The 15,158-nt window shown below is 70.5% G+C and carries 10 protein-coding genes and 1 pseudogene; 7 read left to right on the top strand and 4 right to left on the bottom strand.

The genetic code is table 11. From position 1 onward, the window contains the following. The first annotated feature begins 45 nt into the window (after window positions 1–45). From WME96_RS33895 to WME96_RS33885, 3 genes are all read left to right on the top strand, one after another. Window positions 46–945, top strand: a complete 900-nt coding sequence (locus WME96_RS33895; RefSeq protein ID WP_437285724.1) for a Mu transposase domain-containing protein — start codon at window positions 46–48, stop codon at window positions 943–945. A gap of 23 nt (window positions 946–968) precedes the next feature. Further along, window positions 969–1,295 carry an ATP-binding protein gene (locus tag WME96_RS33890; RefSeq protein ID WP_437285723.1) on the top strand — a complete coding sequence of 109 codons (327 nt, stop codon included), beginning with the start codon at window positions 969–971 and terminating at the stop codon, window positions 1,293–1,295. Between the two features lie 916 nt (window positions 1,296–2,211). Then, window positions 2,212–3,831 (top strand): trypsin-like peptidase domain-containing protein, encoded by a 1,620-nt coding sequence (locus WME96_RS33885; protein ID WP_437285722.1) that lies wholly within the window; start codon window positions 2,212–2,214, stop codon window positions 3,829–3,831. Between the two features lie 240 nt (window positions 3,832–4,071). On the opposite strand, the pseudogene WME96_RS33880 reads toward WME96_RS33885, so the two are convergent. Further along, window positions 4,072–4,467: pseudogene (locus tag WME96_RS33880) on the bottom strand (aldo/keto reductase); the annotation flags it as partial. Between the two features lie 165 nt (window positions 4,468–4,632). On the opposite strand from WME96_RS33880, the gene WME96_RS33875 reads away from it, so the two are divergent. Then, entirely contained in the window at window positions 4,633–5,256 is a 624-nt protein-coding gene (locus WME96_RS33875; RefSeq protein WP_437285721.1) for a transposase, read from the top strand. Here the strand turns inward: WME96_RS33875 and WME96_RS33870 are convergent. Together WME96_RS33870 and WME96_RS33865 are read right to left on the bottom strand one after the other, a co-directional pair. After that, on the bottom strand, window positions 5,174–5,614 hold the full coding sequence (locus WME96_RS33870) for a hypothetical protein (protein WP_437285720.1): 441 nt from the start codon (window positions 5,612–5,614) through the stop codon (window positions 5,174–5,176). The two genes, WME96_RS33875 and WME96_RS33870, sit on opposite strands and share 83 nt — an antisense overlap. A 154-nt stretch (window positions 5,615–5,768) precedes the next feature. Then, window positions 5,769–6,590, bottom strand: a complete 822-nt coding sequence (locus tag WME96_RS33865; protein WP_437285719.1) for a hypothetical protein — start codon at window positions 6,588–6,590, stop codon at window positions 5,769–5,771. 616 nt (window positions 6,591–7,206) lie between these two features. On the opposite strand from WME96_RS33865, the gene WME96_RS33860 reads away from it, so the two are divergent. Further along, window positions 7,207–8,445: an SGNH/GDSL hydrolase family protein gene (locus tag WME96_RS33860; protein ID WP_437285718.1), complete on the top strand. Its 1,239-nt coding sequence runs from the start codon at window positions 7,207–7,209 to the stop codon at window positions 8,443–8,445. Window positions 8,446–8,512: 67 nt separating this feature from the next. Here WME96_RS33860 and WME96_RS33855 read toward each other — a convergent pair whose 3' ends face one another. Continuing rightward, the gene (locus tag WME96_RS33855) at window positions 8,513–12,373 is read right to left on the bottom strand and encodes a serine/threonine-protein kinase (protein WP_437285717.1); all 3,861 of its coding nucleotides are present in this window, start codon (window positions 12,371–12,373) and stop codon (window positions 8,513–8,515) included. 211 nt (window positions 12,374–12,584) lie between these two features. On the opposite strand from WME96_RS33855, the gene WME96_RS33850 reads away from it, so the two are divergent. After that, window positions 12,585–13,196, top strand: coding sequence for a Dps family protein (locus WME96_RS33850; RefSeq protein WP_437285716.1), 612 nt, complete (start codon window positions 12,585–12,587; stop codon window positions 13,194–13,196). A gap of 64 nt (window positions 13,197–13,260) precedes the next feature. Then, the gene (locus tag WME96_RS33845; protein WP_437285715.1) at window positions 13,261–13,998 is read left to right on the top strand and encodes an enoyl-CoA hydratase/isomerase family protein; all 738 of its coding nucleotides are present in this window, start codon (window positions 13,261–13,263) and stop codon (window positions 13,996–13,998) included. Window positions 13,999–15,158 lie beyond the last annotated feature (1,160 nt).

Below are 15,158 nucleotides of genomic sequence, written 5' to 3'. Positions count from 1 at the left end.
CGGGGCCTGCAGGCCGGGCTGTGGGCGCTCGGCGGGGTACCCGACATGATACGTCAGGACAACCTCTCGGCGACGACCCACGAGCTGGTGAAAACGGGCGGACGCACGTTGACACGGCGGTATACCGAGGTGGCCGAGCACTACGGCTTTCAGGCCTCGCGCATCCAGCCCGGCGAGTCGCATGAGAATGGCGTGGTTGAGAAGGCGCATCACCTGCTCAAGAGCGCTCTCGCGCAGGCGCTCTTGTTGCGCGGCAGCCGCGACTTCCCGACCGTCGAGGCCTACATGGCATTTGTCCGGCGCGTCGTCGAGGAGAAGTTTCACCACGGCCGGGAGGCTCTCGTTGCCGAGGAGCGCGCCGCGCTCAAGCCACTGCCCTCGTGCCGTTTGCCCGAGTACACGCGCGCGCTCGTCACGGTGCGCAAGTGGAGCACCATCCCGGTCGCAGGCCGGATCTACTCGGTGCCTTCGCGGCTCATCGGGCACGAGGTCGAGGCGCGGCTGTTCGCCGATGTCGTCGAGGTCCGCTACGCGGGCAAGGTGGTCGAGACGATGCCGCGGCTGCGCGGCGAGTGCGCCCATCGCATCGACTACCGCCACGTGATCTGGTCGCTGGTGCGCAAGCCGGGTGCCTTCGCGGCGTACCGCTACCGCGAGGACCTGTTCCCCTCGCTGATGTTCCGGCAGGCCTACGACGCGCTCCGCGAGCGGCGCGGCGACCGCGCCGACGTGGAGTACGTGCGCGTGCTGCACCTTGCGGCGAGTACGGGCGAGCGCGCGGTGGAGCAGGCGCTCTCGGCGCTGTTCGAGCGGGGCGAGGGGTTCGACTACGCTGCGGTCAAGGCGCTGGCGCAGCCAGAGACGCCGGCGGTGCCGGAGCTGCGCATCGGGGCGCCCGACCTCGGTCAGTACGACGCGCTGCTCGCGGCCGGGGAGGCGTCATGAGCGCCGCAATGTACACGCCCGAGATGGGCACTCCGCGTGCGCTGCGGGCGCTGGACGTCTTCGACGCGATCCTGCTCGACGACCTGGGGTACGTGCAGCAGACGGCGGAGGAGGCCGAGGTGCTCTTTACGCTTATGGCCGAGAGGTATGAGCGCCGCAGCTTGATCATCACGAGCAACCTGGTCTTCAGCGAGTGGGACCGGATCTTCAAGACGCCGATGGCGACGGCGGCAGCGATCGACAGGCTCGTGCACCACGCGACGATCATCGAGATCGAGCGAAAGAGCGTGCGAGCGGAGGAGGCGAAGAAGCGCAACGCAGGCAGGAGGAACAGCGAGGACGACGGATGAGCGACGCGGCGGTGCGCTGCGCCGGGATGGGGCGCGGGGCGCCGCAGGGGAGCGCGTCGCCACGGCAGGCGCGCAGCCGAGGTCTCGATGGCGTGGGCGCAAGGGAACGGGATGCCGGCGGAACGACAACTACGGCGGAGGCGACGACAACTACGCGAGGAGCAAGCGCCCGAGCAAGCGGCGGAAGCAGGACGGGGGAGCACGACGACAACTACGGCGGAGGTTGACGACAACTACGCGAGCGGGATCGAGGGGGGCGGAGCGGAAGAACGACAGGAAGGACCTGGCTGCAGCCGGCAAAAATAGGCGTCGCTGACCGGCAAGAGTAGTTGACGTCGATCACACGTGTGCCCACGGCACGCCGATGCGCCCCGTAGCGCGCTCGGCGCCGCCCCGGACCACGCTCTTTCGGCCCAGGACCGAGCCATCACGACGCTCGCGGCCCCACCCTTCCGGTTTGCTGCGCACCACTTCTTCGCGCTGCGCTCCGGCTTCTTTTACCTACGCGCTCATGGGAACGTGACGTCCCTCACGTCCGGTTCCTGGCATGCCCGCGTGCCAGCATGCCCGCGTGCCAGCGTGCCAGCGTGCCAGCGCGACGACTGGCTCCGTGAGGCCGGTCGCCACGGAACGGCGCGGCGGCTACAGCGCTTCGGCAGGCGATATCCAGCGCAAGTTGCCTGCGCGGGCACGCTCGCACGAGCGTCGGATCGTGACCGGCTGATCCCATGAAACCGCTGCATGTCGGTCGAGGGGTCACTGGCATGGCGGATGCTTACCAGGCGCGCGCGGCTGGACGTCGACAGCATGACGGATCAAGGCGCCCAGGCGTCGGATCCGTGTGCACGCGCAGCGACCGCGCACACCGCGGGAGCGCAAGCCGTTGCGCATCCTCGCGCATTGAGGAACAACGACCATGAAGATACTTGCTCATCCTCGAACCTCTCTCTCTCTCTTCCTACCCTTGACCTGCCTTGCTGCGGCGGCTGGCTGCGCCTCCCCTCTGCCCGAGGAGCCCACGGCCGTCGCGACGATGGAGAGCCAGTGCGGCAACTGGGACACGCAGGACGTCGAGCTCTACGACGGGACGCTCGGCGTGACCCGGGCGTTCGTGGACCAGCACGAGATGCCCGTGGGCATCGTGCCCTCGCGGTGCAGCGGAACGCTCATCGCTCGCAACCTCTTCCTTTCAACGGGCAGTTGCTATTACCAGGTGGGCGACACGGTCTCGTTCAACTACCAGGTCGACGCCCAGACGGGGGTGACGAAGGCGGGGGATGAATTCAAGGTGATCGAGGTCGTCGAGCAGCAAGACGACGCCGACTACAATTATTCGTTGGTGCGGCTCGATCTCCCTGCGGGGGACCGCTACGGCACGGCGCGCATCTTCGACCGCGACCCGAGCGGCGGTGAGCTGCTCACGGTCATCTCGCATCCGGATGATGTGGACGGGATCGCGAAGGGCGTCAGCACCGGATCTGAAGCCGGACTTTCCACCGTGGGTGACAATTGGTTCCGGCATCTGGCGGACACGACGTTCGTAAGCCCCGGGGCCGGCGTGCTCGACAGCGCAGGGCGGATCATCGGAGTCCACACGGACGGCGGATGCAATCCGGGTGCGCCATTCGGTGCCAATTCAGCATTGAAGATGACCGCGTTGCTCGATCACTCGACGACGCTCCAGAATCTCGGCAACGATAGCATCTGGCTCTCCAACGGGGACAACACGTTTACCAAGAATAGCCTCAACGTGAGGGGCCATTTCATTCCGTTCACCGGCGATTTCGACGGCGATGGTGATGACGACGTCTTCTGGTACGGGCGAGGCAGCGGCGCCGATTTCATCTGGTGGTCCACCGGCGGAGCCTTTACCGAGCAGAGCGTCACGGTCGGTGGCCTGTTTGTCCCGTTCGTCGGCAACTTCGACGGCCAGCACGGCGACGACATCTTCTGGTACGGCCCCGAGGAGAAGGCCGACTATATCTGGTGGTCCGACGGCGACCAGACGTTCACATCGGAGTCGAAGACCGTCTCCGGCGACTACATCCCCGTCGCCGGTGATTTCGATGGTGACGACGACGACGAGATCTTCTGGTACGGAAGGAAAGGTCGCGCGGATGGGATCTGGTGGCCCAACGGCGGGAGCTTCACCATGGTCGCTGACACGGTCAGCGGGGACTACTTCCCGATAGCCGGCGACTTCGACGACGATGGCGACGACGACATCTTCTGGTACGCGCCCGGGAGCGCCAGCAGCGGCCTCTGGTGGTCGAACGGCACGTTCTTCAACAAGGTGAGCGTGTCCGTGGGCGGCTACTACATGCCGTTCGTCGGCAACTTCGACGGCCAGCACGGCGACGACATCTTCTGGTACGCGCCCGGGAGCGTCGCCGACGGCATCTGGCTGTCCAACGGGACCGGCTGGTTCTCCTGGAGTGCGCAGACGGTGAGCGGCCAGCACCACGCCGTGAGCGGAGATTTCAACAACGATGGGGACAGCGACATCATCTGGTACGGTGGCCCAGCGAAGAATTGATCTGGCATCGTGTCGTGCGCCTGCGGCGAGCTACCGGCCGCGCCTGGCGCGATGCTCCACGGAGAGCGAGCTCCTCCAGCACGGCGGCTAACGCTGCTGCCGAGCACGGCTGATGTGGAGATGCGGCGCCGTGAGCGGCCCTCGCCCGGCGCAAGCCGCGCGCCGGCGCGGACTGGAGGCCGCGCGTGGGCGGGGGCTCAGCGCGGCGAGTCGCCGCGGCGGTACTCCGCGGTCACCTCGTCGATCGTCGGAGTGGAGCTGATAGAGATCCACGTAATCGGTGCCGAGGCGGCGCAGCGAGGCGTCGATGGCGTCCAGGATGTGCTTGCGCGAGGCGCCCTGATCCCATTCGTTCGGGCCGACGCGGCCGACGCACTTGGTGGCGAGGATGAAGCGGTCGCGCTTGCTCTTGAGCCAGCGGCCGACGATCTCCTCGGTGCGCCCCGCGGTCGGCAGGCCGCCGCCCAGCGGATAGACATCGGCGGTATCGAGGAAGTTGACGCCGGCGGAGGCGGCCTTGTCGAGGATGGCGCGGGAGGTCTCCTCGTCCGTCTGGAAACCGAACGTCATCGTGCCCAGGCACAGGCGAGAAACGGTGAGGCCGGTACGGCCGAGGCGGGTGGTCGGGATGCTCATGGTCTTCCGTGGGCCTTCGGGGGCTGGCCCGTACAGTTTCAGACAGGGCGGCTCGGGGCGTCAATCGGGCACGCCGAGCGGGGTGAAGATGAGAGAGATCGACCGCAGAGGCACAGAGGGAGAGACGGAGAGAGAGCGAAAGATCCCCGCACGCTCCGTGGCTCTGTGGTCGATCTGGCAAGGGGCCGCGCCGCTCGGCGCGCGAGCAGGGAGGCGCTGCTGCGTTACGTGCTGCGACCCCCGATCGCAAAAGAGCGCGTCCAGCCGCAGCAGGACGGCCTGGTGCGGCTCTCGCTCAAGCGCGCCTTCGCTGACGGGACTGTCGCGGTGGACATGGATCCGCTCTCGCTGCTGTGCCGGCTCGCCGCCAGCGTCCCGCCGCCGCGCTTTCACACCGTCAAGTACGCGGGCGTGCTCGCCTCGGCAAGTCGCCCACGTTGGCGCGCAAGCGCATCGGACCGCGCCCTGCGGAGCCACAAGAGCCTACGAAGGCGGACGAAGACGCCGCTTCGAAACGCAAGCGTGGCGGCTATCGGGCGGTCGACAAACCGCGCCGAGCTCTTGCGCCGCACATTTGCGATCGACGTCCTCGAGTGCCCAGCTTGCAAGGGGCGGATAAAGCGCGTCGCCATGGTGGACGCTCGCGGCCCCACCCTTCCGGTTTGCTGCGCACCACTTCTTCGCGCTGCGATCCGGCTTCTTTTACCTACGCGCTCACCACCTCGTCGTCGCCGAAGTCGAGCACCGTCTTCGCCCGCCCGAAGAACCGCGGGGGATCCTCGCCGATGATCGTGAGGATCACCGCCGCCGCCGGCGCCTCGAACGCCGGCCGCCCGAGCGCGCCGCTGCCCGGGAAGACCACCACGACGCGCGTCCCCCGCTTCGGCACGTGCCGCGCGAGGCCCCCGAGCCGCGCGAGGATCGTCCGCCCGTTCGCCAGGCCATCAGCTGTCATCGGCTCGCCCGGCGGATGCCCCTCGAACAGCGTCACGCGCACGAGCGCCACCCGGGGGCCGTCCTCAGCCTCCTTGCCGAGCTCGACAATCTCTTTCGAGCCGGGCCAGCCCACCGTGCCTTCCTGGATCAGGCACGGGGCCAGAGGCGCGTCGAGCGCCTCCGTCTCCTCCACCACGCCGCCGCCGATCATCGCGCGGTTTCCCCTTCCTAGCTCTATCTTCCTGCGTATGTCGAACGCACACGAGCCCTCGCCCGTCATTGCATGGCCAGCAGTGCCAGGCGAGGGGCGAGCTGCAACGCTCCGATAGCTCCCGACAACTCTTGGCGGAACGTCGCTTCGCGCTCTACGGGACGGTGAATGCAAGCGTGTTGGAGTACGCCACGCCCACGTTCGGGTCCGGGTGCACGACGCGCGCATAGTAGGTCGTGCCCGCTTGCAGGCCCCCGCGCGTGCTGGTCTGGTATCCATCAACTCGCTCGTTCTGCACGTCGATGGGCGAGAACGACGGGTTCGTGGCGATGTTGTAGTACACCGCCGTTCCGGCCGGGAGCGCCGGGTCGAGCTCCCACGCCACGGCCACGCTGCCGCTCGACTGCGAGCGCGCGTAGATCCGAGGATATCCCGCCGCGTAAGATTTCGTGGAGCTCGGCAGCGGGCCACCGACGGCGTACACCGGCGAGTACACCCTGCGGGCGTTGCCATCGACACCGGCGCAGCCGTCGGTGACCACTTGCAGGAAATAGGGCGTCGCTTGAGGGGAGACCATCTGTGACGTTTTGCCAGTGACCGCGGTGTTCACGAGGTTGATGGGTCCAAGCAAGCCGTCGTCATTTATCCCGCTGCCGGTCGACCCGACCAGGTACGACGCGGTTCCCGGCGCGCCGGCGGAGAGACGCAGGGCCACGCCGTCGCTGAGCTTGGCCATCCCGAGCACGACCCGCGGCGTCACGACGCAGCTCGACGCGGCGCCGGCGTTCACATCCCCCAGCACGGTGCGCAGCGCGTTCACCGCGTTGGCGTCCTTGGAGATGCTCTCCCAGTTGGCCACGCTGACGAGCCGATTGTTGTGGTAGTTTGCCGTGGCACGGAAGGCATTCCGCCACGACGTCTCGCTCGCGCCGCTTCCGAACGCGCCTGCATGCGAGGAGATCTTGTGTGTGTTCACGCGGCTCGGGTGCGAGCGGCGCCCGCGGGCGCGTCGCCGGTGCGCGCGTGCGCGGCGCGGGCGTGCTCGCCCTCCGCGGCGAGTCGCGAGCGGAAGCTGAGCAGAGTCCGCGCGGTCCCCTTCATACTGCAATTCGACTCTCCGGCTCCGGTCGCCGGGGGCCAGGGAATCGTAGCACTTTCGCCTGTGTCAGACGCTTCATGGGACGCGTGGGACGAGCCCTCGGCCGCCCCGCTGCCCGGCACGCGCCGCCGCGCGCCGCCTCAGGCTCGTTCTCCCAGGAGCCCGTGCAGCTTCGTCGAGCTGGTGCCGAGGTGCGCGAGGAGCGGAGAAGGCGAGAGCAGGGCGCGGCGCCTCCGCGAGGTGCTCGAGGGCCCGAGCCTCGTCGGGGGGTCCCCGGCCGCGCGCCGGGCGGGGGCACAGAAAAAATGCCTCGCGCTGTCGATCCCGCCGGCGGTCGTTCGTCGACCGAGTGAAGCCAGGGTCGCGTCGATCCGGGTCGCGCTCGGGCTCGTCCCGTGCGCCCGCCGGGACCGCCGGGCCGCGTGACGCATGAAACGAGCAGGAGCCGTCGACCGACGGTTCACGAGCAGCTTCCCGTGGAGTGAGGTGTGTGATGATCGGATCGAAAATCACCGGGTTGTCGACCGTCGGAGCATTCATTTTTGCCGTCGCCACCGCCGGTTGCGGCGGTGACGACGAGGCGCCCATCGCGAGCTGGACGGCCGCATGGGGGACGACGATGCAGGGGCCGGACTCGCCGTTCCCCGACCTGACGCCGCGCAGCTTCAACGACGAGACCGTGCGCCAGAGGATCGCCGTCACCGCCTCCGGCGATCAGGTCCGGCTGCGGCTCTCGAACCTCTTCGGGACCCAGCCGCTCGAGCTCGCCGAGATCCGCGTGGCGAAAGAGGCCTCGCCGTTCGTCGCGGCGCCGGGCACCGACCGGCGGGTCCAGTTCTCCGGCGAGCCGAGCGCGTCGATCCCGCCGGCCAGCGAGGCGGTGAGCGACGGCGTGGATCTCGCGGTGAGCCCGGGCGACCGCCTCATCGTGAGCATTCACAGCGCGGCGGCGTCGGAGCCGGCGACGTGGCACCCGTTCTCCCTCACGACGCACGCGGTGGCCGTGGGAAACCAGGCCGCGAGCGAGGCGCTGACGTCGCCGACCCACATCACGTCCGCGTACTGGCTCGCGGGCGTCGACGTCGAGTCCACGGAGCCCCAGAAGGTCGTCGTCACGTTCGGCGACTCGATCACGGACGGATCGAGCTCGACGATGGACGCCGAGAAGCGCTACTCGGATCGGCTCTTCGCGCGGCTCCAGGCGGATCCGGAGACGCGGATGTTCGCGGTCGTCAACCAGGGGCTCGGCGGCAACAGGCTGCTCCGGGACAGCGTTGGTCCGAGCGCCGTGTCGCGCTTCGAGCGCGACGTGCTGGGCACGCCGGGGGTGACGCATGTCATTGTCCTGATCGGCATCAACGACATCGGCATGCCGGGATTCCTGGGGCCCGCCGAGAAGGCGACAGCGGATCAGATGATCGACGGGCTCAAGTCGCTCGCCGACAAGGCGAGGGCGAAGGGGGTCAAGGCGTTCGTCGGCACGCTGATGCCGTTCGAGGAAGCGTTCCCGCCCTACTACACGCCCGAGGGAGAGGCCACGCGCCAGGAGGTCAACACGTGGATCCGCGGCAACACCTCCTACGACGGGGTCATCGATTTCGAGGCCGCCGTGCGTGACCCGGAGCAGCCGACAAAGCTCCTCGCCTCGTTCGACAGCGGCGATCACCTGCACCCCAATGACGCCGGCCACGAGGCGATGGCGACCGCCGTGCCCCTCTCGATCTTCAAGTAACCCGTCGAATTCAGAGACAACCGCGGTCCTGCTCGATGGGGCGTCCTCGCCGCGGGCGGCGGGCGCTTCAGCCCTCGTCGAGCCACCCGCGGGCGAGCGCGAGGATCCGCGCGTTGTCCGGCACGTCGCGCAAAAAGCGCTCGCGCCAGGCCGGATCGCTGATCCGCCCCGCCCGCACGAGGAGCCCGTTGCGCGCCAGCGCGATCGCGCCCCTGGCCTCGGCCGCCTGGCCCACCGCCGCCAGCGCCTCGGCGTGGACGAGGCGCACGAGGAAGCCCTCCTCCTCGAGGCGGTCGGACTCGAGCCGCGACAGCGCCTCCGTCGTCGCCGCGAGCGCCTCGCCGGCGCGCCCGAGGTCGAGCAGGGCGCGCGCGCGGGCCGCCATCGCCGCGGGCAGCCGCTCCGGCGCCGCCCGCGCGAGCGCCTCGGCCTCGCGCGACTCCGCCTCGGCGAGCGCGGGCTCGCCCGCGAGCAGCAGGACCCGCGCGAGCTGGAGCCGGCTCTCGCACTCCCGGCGCCGGTCGCCCCGGCGCTGCAGCGCCTCGATCGAGCTCCGCAGCGCCGCCTTCGCGGCGTCGACCTCGCCCGCGTGGGCCAGCGCCAGGCCGAGGTTCTGCAGCGCGTTCGGCACCCGGTCGTCCAGCGCCATCCGCTCCGCCTCCTCGAGCCCGGCGCGGAGCACCTCCGCCGCCGCCTCGAAGTGGCCGAACTGGACGTAGCAGAGCCCCATGTTGAGCCGCGCCCGGCACGCCTCGCGCCGGTCGCCGATGTCCTCGAACGCGGCGAGCGCCGCGCTCATGCTCGCGATGCACGCGCTCGGATCGCCGTTGTGCTGGCGGAGCAGCCCGTGCAGGTAGAGCAGCTTCGCCTCGGTCATGAGATCGGCCGCCGACGCGTCCTCCGTCGCCTGCTCGACCGCGTCGATCAGCGCGTCGACGCACGCGTAGCGGCCGCCGAGCAGCAGCACGATCGCCCCCTCGAGCAGGCACGCGTTCCGCGCGATGAGCGCGCCGGAGAGCGGCTCGGTGCCGAGCACGACCATCATCCAGCGCTCGACGCGCTCGTAGTGGCCCTGCTTGTGCCCCGCCCCGGCGAGCTGCGTGAACGCCGAGAACCACGCCACCGAGCCCGGCGCGAGGTGCCGCGTCGCCTCGATCCCGCGCTGCTCCGCGAGCGCGGGCTCCCCGCGCCAGACCAGCGCCTCGGCCTCGACCAGGCGGAGCGCGCCCACCGTGGCCGGATCCGGCGCGCAGGCGATGCCGCGCTCCGCGCAGGCGATCGCCGCGGCGAGGTCGTTGCCGTGCAGCGCCTTGTCGGCCGCGCGCAGGTACCACTCGGCGGCCTTGTCGGCCTCCTCGCCGCGCTCGAAGTGCTCGGCGAGCACCATCGGGTCGCCCTCGCCGGCCGCCTCGAGGAAGCTGCCCGCGAGCGCGTGGCCGATGCGGAGGTCGCGCGCGGTCAGCATGCCGTAGGCGGCCTCGCGCACGAGCGCGTGGCGGAAGCAGTACTCCGCGTGATCGCGCCGCCGCCCCTCGCCGCGCCGCACGATCACCTCCCGCCGGAGCAGCTCCGAGAGCAGCGGCGCGATGTCGACGCTCCCGAGCAGCGCCGCGACCGCGCTCGCCCGGAAGCTCTCGCCGAAGATGCTCGCCGCCCTGAGGAGCCGCCGCGCCTCGGCGTCGAGCGTCTCCAGCCGCGCCTGCACCATGGCCACCACCGTCTCGGGCTCGCCCTCGCCGTTGCCGTCGGCGACCGCGCGGATCTGCTCCTCGAGGAAGAACGCGTTGCCGTCCGCGCGCTCGACGAGCCGCGCCACGAGGTCGTGCCGCGCGTGCGCGCCGAGCGCCTCGCGCACGAGCCGCTCGCTCGCGCGGCGCGGCAGCGGCGTGAGGTGGAGCTCGTGCGCCAGCCGGCCCTCCCAGAGCCGCGGGAAGACCCGGTGCACGTCGGGCCGCCCGAGCGCCAGCACGAGCAGCGGCATGTCCCGGTAGAGGCGCAGCGCCCCGTCCACCATCGTGACCGTGGGGAGGTCGCCCCACTGCAGGTCCTCCAGCACGAGCAGCACGGGCCCCGCGCGGCACGCCGCGCCGAGGAAGTCCTCCCAGGCGAGGCGGAGCTGGTCGCCCATGAGCACGGCGTCGCGCCGCGCGAGCCGGAGCTGCACGTCGTTCTCGTCGGGGAACGGCGCGCCGACGAGCTCGCCGAGGAACGCCGTGACGCGCGGCGCGTCGAGCTCCTCGTGCTGCGCGACGCGGCTCCGGACCTTGCGCTGCCGCGCCTCCAGCGGCTCGCCCTCGGCGATGCCGAGCGCGTGGCGCAGCGCGCTCGCGAGCAAGCCGAAGGCGGCGCCGGCGCCCATGGGGTCGCCCTGCCCGATCCAGACCTCGATCCTGTCGCCGCGCTCGCGGAGCTTGCGGATGAGCTCCTGGCGCAGGCGCGACTTGCCCATCCCCGCCTCGGCGGTCACGAGGACGGCGCCGGCGGCGCCCTCGTCGATGCAGCGATCGACCTCCGCCTCGAGCATCGCGAGCTCGCGCTCGCGGCCGACGTACGTGGTCGGCCGGCCGAGGAGCTGCGCGGTGCGCTCGTCGCGCGCGCCGTGCAGGACGCGCCCCGCGGCGTCCTCGGTGACGTCGAACCGGGCGCCGATGAGGCCCGCGGTGACCTCGTCGATGCGGACGCCGGCGAGGGGGAAGCGGTCGTCGTCGGCCGCGAGCATCTGGAAGGCGCGGTCGATCAGCTCGCCGACGGGCACGCGCGCCGCCAGCTCGGCGCGGCCGGTGGCGAGGGCGACGGGCGCGCCGCCGAGCAACTCCTTGAGGGCGAGGGCGCACCGCGCGGCCCGCGCCGCGAGGTCGGTCGGCGTGCCCGCGCCCGACAGCACGATGATCGGCGACCGACCCTCGAGGAGCTCGAGCTCGCCGCGGTACTGCTCGGCGACGTCGTGGAGCTGCCAGAGCTGCGCGCGGCGCGGCTCGTCCGCGGCGTCGCCCTCGGCGGGGCGCTCGCGGGTGACCACGAGGCACATCACGCGGCGCTCGCCGGTGGTGAGCTCCACCGCCCGCGGCGGGAAGGAGCGGGGGCCGCCCAGGCTGGCCTCGGGCGCGCCGCTCGCGGCGATGGCGGCGAGCTCGGCGGCGACCGCGTCGCCGTCGGCCGGCCGGTCCGACGCGGATTTCGCGAGCATGCGGGTGACGAGGTCGTCGAGCGCGGCGGGGATGCCGGGCCTCATGTCGCGCGCGCGGGGCGGGTCCTCGAGCAGGACCTTCATCAGCACGGCGAGCCCGGCGTTGCCCTGGAAGGCGGCGCGGCCGGTCAGGCACCGGTAGAGGATGCACCCGAGCGCGAACACGTCGACGCGGGCGTCGACGTTGAGCTCGCCGCGCGCCTGCTCGGGGGCCATGTACCCCGGGGTGCCGAGGACGAGGCCGGCGGCGGTGAGCGGCTCGTCGGCGGTGGTGCGGGCGAGCCCGAAGTCGATGAGGGTGACGCGATCGAGCGCGCCGTCCTCGAGCAGCAGGTTGGTCGGCTTCAGGTCGCGGTGGACGAGGCCGAGCTCGTGGACGGCGCCGAGCGTCGTCGCGACGTGGAGGCCGAGCGCGACGGTCTCCTCGAGGGTGAGCCCGGTGCGCGTGAGCCGGTCGGACAGCGTCTCGCCGTCGAGCCATTCCATGGCGATGTACGGCTGCCCCCACGCGGTCGCGCCGTGCGCGACGTACCGCACGACGCCGGGCACGCGGGCTGCCGCGAGCGCCTGCGCCTCGCGCGCGAAGCGGCCGAGGTGCTGCGCGCCCTCGGCGGTCAGGAGCTTGATCGCCACCGGCTGGCCGGTCTCCAGATCGCGGGCCCGGTAGACGGCGCCCATGCCGCCCGAGGCGGCCAGGTGCTCGATGCAGAACCGGCCGTCTATGATGTCTCCTGCCTGCATCGCTCGCCGGGACCCCGAGGATGGTCCTCACCGGCGGCCAGCCTGCCAGCGAGGCGAGCGCTGCGTCCAGTGCTCATTCGGGCCGCGCGCGACGCGCAAGGCGGCGCACCCGTTGAGGAAACCCGCGCGAGGCGGCTCCGCGGCGCGCCGGGCGGGGGTTGCCAACGGGCGGTTCGAACGTGAAGAAGGCCTGGTAGCGGGAGGAGCGACCATGGCAACCATGACTCAGTTTCGCGGGCAGACGACCGGGGACGGCCGGCCGGGGGCCGAGGCCCAACCGATCTTGCGCCAGCGCGGGGAGGAGATTCAGCCGTACGGGGCGCTGGCGCGCTATCCGCTCGGCCTGAGCGATGACGTGCGCGCGGCGAGCGTCAAGGCGCTCAATCAGATCCTGAGCGACACGATGGTGCTGCGCGACATGTACAAGAAGCACCACTGGCAGGTGTCGGGGGCGACCTTCTATTCGCTGCACCTGCTGCTCGACAAGCACTATGAAGAGCAGGCCAAGCTGGTCGACGAGGTGGCCGAGCGGGCGCAGACGCTCGGCGGGATCGCCATCGCGATGCCGCACGACGTCGCGGAGATGACGAAGATCGAGCGGCCGCCGCGGGGGCGCGAGGAGGTGCCGGTGCAGATCTCGCGGCTGCTCGAGGCGCACGAGCAGATCCTGATCGAGGCGCGCGAGGCGGCCAGCAAGGCGGGCGAGGCGGGGGACGCCGGGACGGACGATCTGCTCATCAGCCAGGTCGTTCGCGTCAACGAGATGCAGGTGTGGTTCCTGTCCGAGCACCTGGTGGACACGCCGCTCGTCCGGGCGCGGTAGGCGAGGCAGCGGGGGCCGGACACGCGATCTTGCGCCGTGATCGGCCCTGAGCGACGCTCTCGTCATGCAATTCATCGAGGTGTTCGAGGGCGGCGGCATCGCCGAGGTGGTGTTGAATCGGCCCAAGGTCAATGCCATGAGCCAGGCGGTGCTCCGCGAGATGGCCGACGTCTTCCGGCGGCTCGCGGAGGACGACGCCGTGAATGGCGTCCTCGTCCGCGGCGCCGGCAAGTGCCTGTCGGCGGGGCTGGATCTGCGCGAGGTCGCGTCGCTCGATCGAGAGGGGCTTCCGGGCTTCCTCGACGCGTTCGACGCCGCCTTCGGCGCCGCGTTCCGCTTCCCGAAGCCGTTCGCCGCCGCCGTGCACGGCCACGCGCTCGCGGGCGGCGCGGTGCTCGCGATGTGCGCCGACTACATCGCGCTCGGCGACGGCGACTACAAGATCGGGCTGCCCGAGCTCGCCGTGGGCATCCCGTTTCCGCGCGTCGCCTTCGAGATCGTCCGCGCCGCCTGTCCCACGCGCGCGTTCCGGAGGCTCGTCCTGGGGGCGGACAGCCATTCCCCCGCGGAGGTCTTCGAGATGGGCGTCGGCGACGCGCTCTCCGCCGAGCCGCTCGACGACGCGCGCCGCTGGCTCGCCACGGCGTGCAGCCGCCCCGCCGCGGCGTTCCGCTTCGTCAAGGCGAGCCACCGCAAGGAGGCGTGGGAGCGGATCGCAGCGCCGTCGCCCGAGGAGCGGGAGGCCTTCGTCGACGCGCTCCTCTCCGCGAAGCAGGCGTTGACAGCGCCGCTCGCCGGGTGAGCCAGGACGCCGCCGTCTGCTCGCGCTGCCGCGGGGTGGTCAGCCTGTGGATGGGCGCGGCCTGAATCGCGTGCAGCGGGCGGTGGGGAGACCGTGGCCTGCGTGCTGCGGGCGGTGGCGGATAGTCGCCGGCGGTGCTCTGGGTTACGCGGAGCCGAGCCACGTTGCCGGTCGCGCTCCGGTCCTCGTGTGCAAAGGACCGCTTGGACGTAATGTGGTCCAGGTCACCTGTTGACGCCCCCTTCCGCTAAGGAGAAGCATCCGGGATCGGGGGAGGGCATGGGGCACAGGCCGAAGGCAAAGGCGCGCGTGCTCGTGCTGTGCGGCTGTGCCTGTGCGCTCGTCAGGAGTGTACCGGCGCCGGCACACGCACTCGAGTTCAGCGGCGGCGTCGGCGTGGGCGGGATCCAGGTCGGGATCGAGCCCAGGCTCGCCGTGAGCCCCTTCGCCGGGTGGCTCTGGCGCAGCGAGGGGGACTTCAGGCTCGAAGCCCACAACATGCTCAGCATCGTTCCAGGCGATGGTGTCGGGGTCTACGACCGAACGGCCGTCACTCTTGGGTACGTCACGAAGACAACGACCGTCAGCCTCGGGCCGTCCCTTGCGATCTACTCAATGCCGGTATGTGGTGCCGTGATCTGTAACCGCGTGGTGGGGGTCGCTCCAGGTGGCCGCGCCCAGTCCGAGTGGTACTTCGCCGGACCCTTGGGCGTGTCCTCCAGCGTCCATGTGGACTGGGCTGGCGGCAGTAGTCGCGTACTTCCCGGAAGTCTGGTTGTGATGGCGACCACTGGACCTGTTTGGAGATTCGGGACAAAGTCAAAATGAACAAGATATATATTCTTCTCTGCTTTGGTCTCACGGCATGTAACTACGATGTGGGAGAGTGCTATGTCCGCGGCGAGGGGAACGAAGGCGCCGGCGGTAGCATCATCACCCCAACAGGAGGGGATGGAGCCTTCGGGTATGTGCCGGCGAGGCCGCAAAACGCACCGGTGGGAAGCGGAGCCTCTGAGGCGATGGCAGGATGCACCCCCGACTGCCTGGAGGCGTGCAAGGAAAAGTGTGACAAGATATGGGAACTCTGCCGTGACAACTGCCCGAGGGGCGACACGGCCTGCCTAAGACAGTGTACCGATGAATATAGTCGATGCCTCAAA

It is taken from the genome of Sorangium sp. So ce406 (genome assembly GCF_051474675.1).
Classification (GTDB): domain Bacteria; phylum Myxococcota_A; class Polyangia; order Polyangiales; family Polyangiaceae; genus Sorangium; species Sorangium cellulosum_G.
The sequence above is the reverse complement of the archived record's forward strand: the minus strand, read 5'-3'. Positions and strand labels throughout refer to the sequence as shown.

Bases quoted from the DNA above. Each gene is read 5' to 3' on its own strand.
- WME96_RS33860 (WP_437285718.1), top strand. From the start codon at position 7,207: ATGATCGGATCGAAAATCACCGGGTTGTCGACCGTCGGAGCATTCATT.
- WME96_RS33850 (WP_437285716.1), top strand. From the start codon at position 12,585: ATGGCAACCATGACTCAGTTTCGCGGGCAGACGACCGGGGACGGCCGG.
- WME96_RS33895 (WP_437285724.1), top strand. From the start codon at position 46: ATGATACGTCAGGACAACCTCTCGGCGACGACCCACGAGCTGGTGAAA.
- WME96_RS33855 (WP_437285717.1), bottom strand. From the start codon at position 12,373: ATGCAGGCAGGAGACATCATAGACGGCCGGTTCTGCATCGAGCACCTG.
- WME96_RS33890 (WP_437285723.1), top strand. From the start codon at position 969: ATGGGCACTCCGCGTGCGCTGCGGGCGCTGGACGTCTTCGACGCGATC.
- WME96_RS33845 (WP_437285715.1), top strand. From the start codon at position 13,261: ATGCAATTCATCGAGGTGTTCGAGGGCGGCGGCATCGCCGAGGTGGTG.
- WME96_RS33870 (WP_437285720.1), bottom strand. From the start codon at position 5,614: ATGATCGGCGGCGGCGTGGTGGAGGAGACGGAGGCGCTCGACGCGCCT.
- WME96_RS33885 (WP_437285722.1), top strand. From the start codon at position 2,212: ATGAAGATACTTGCTCATCCTCGAACCTCTCTCTCTCTCTTCCTACCC.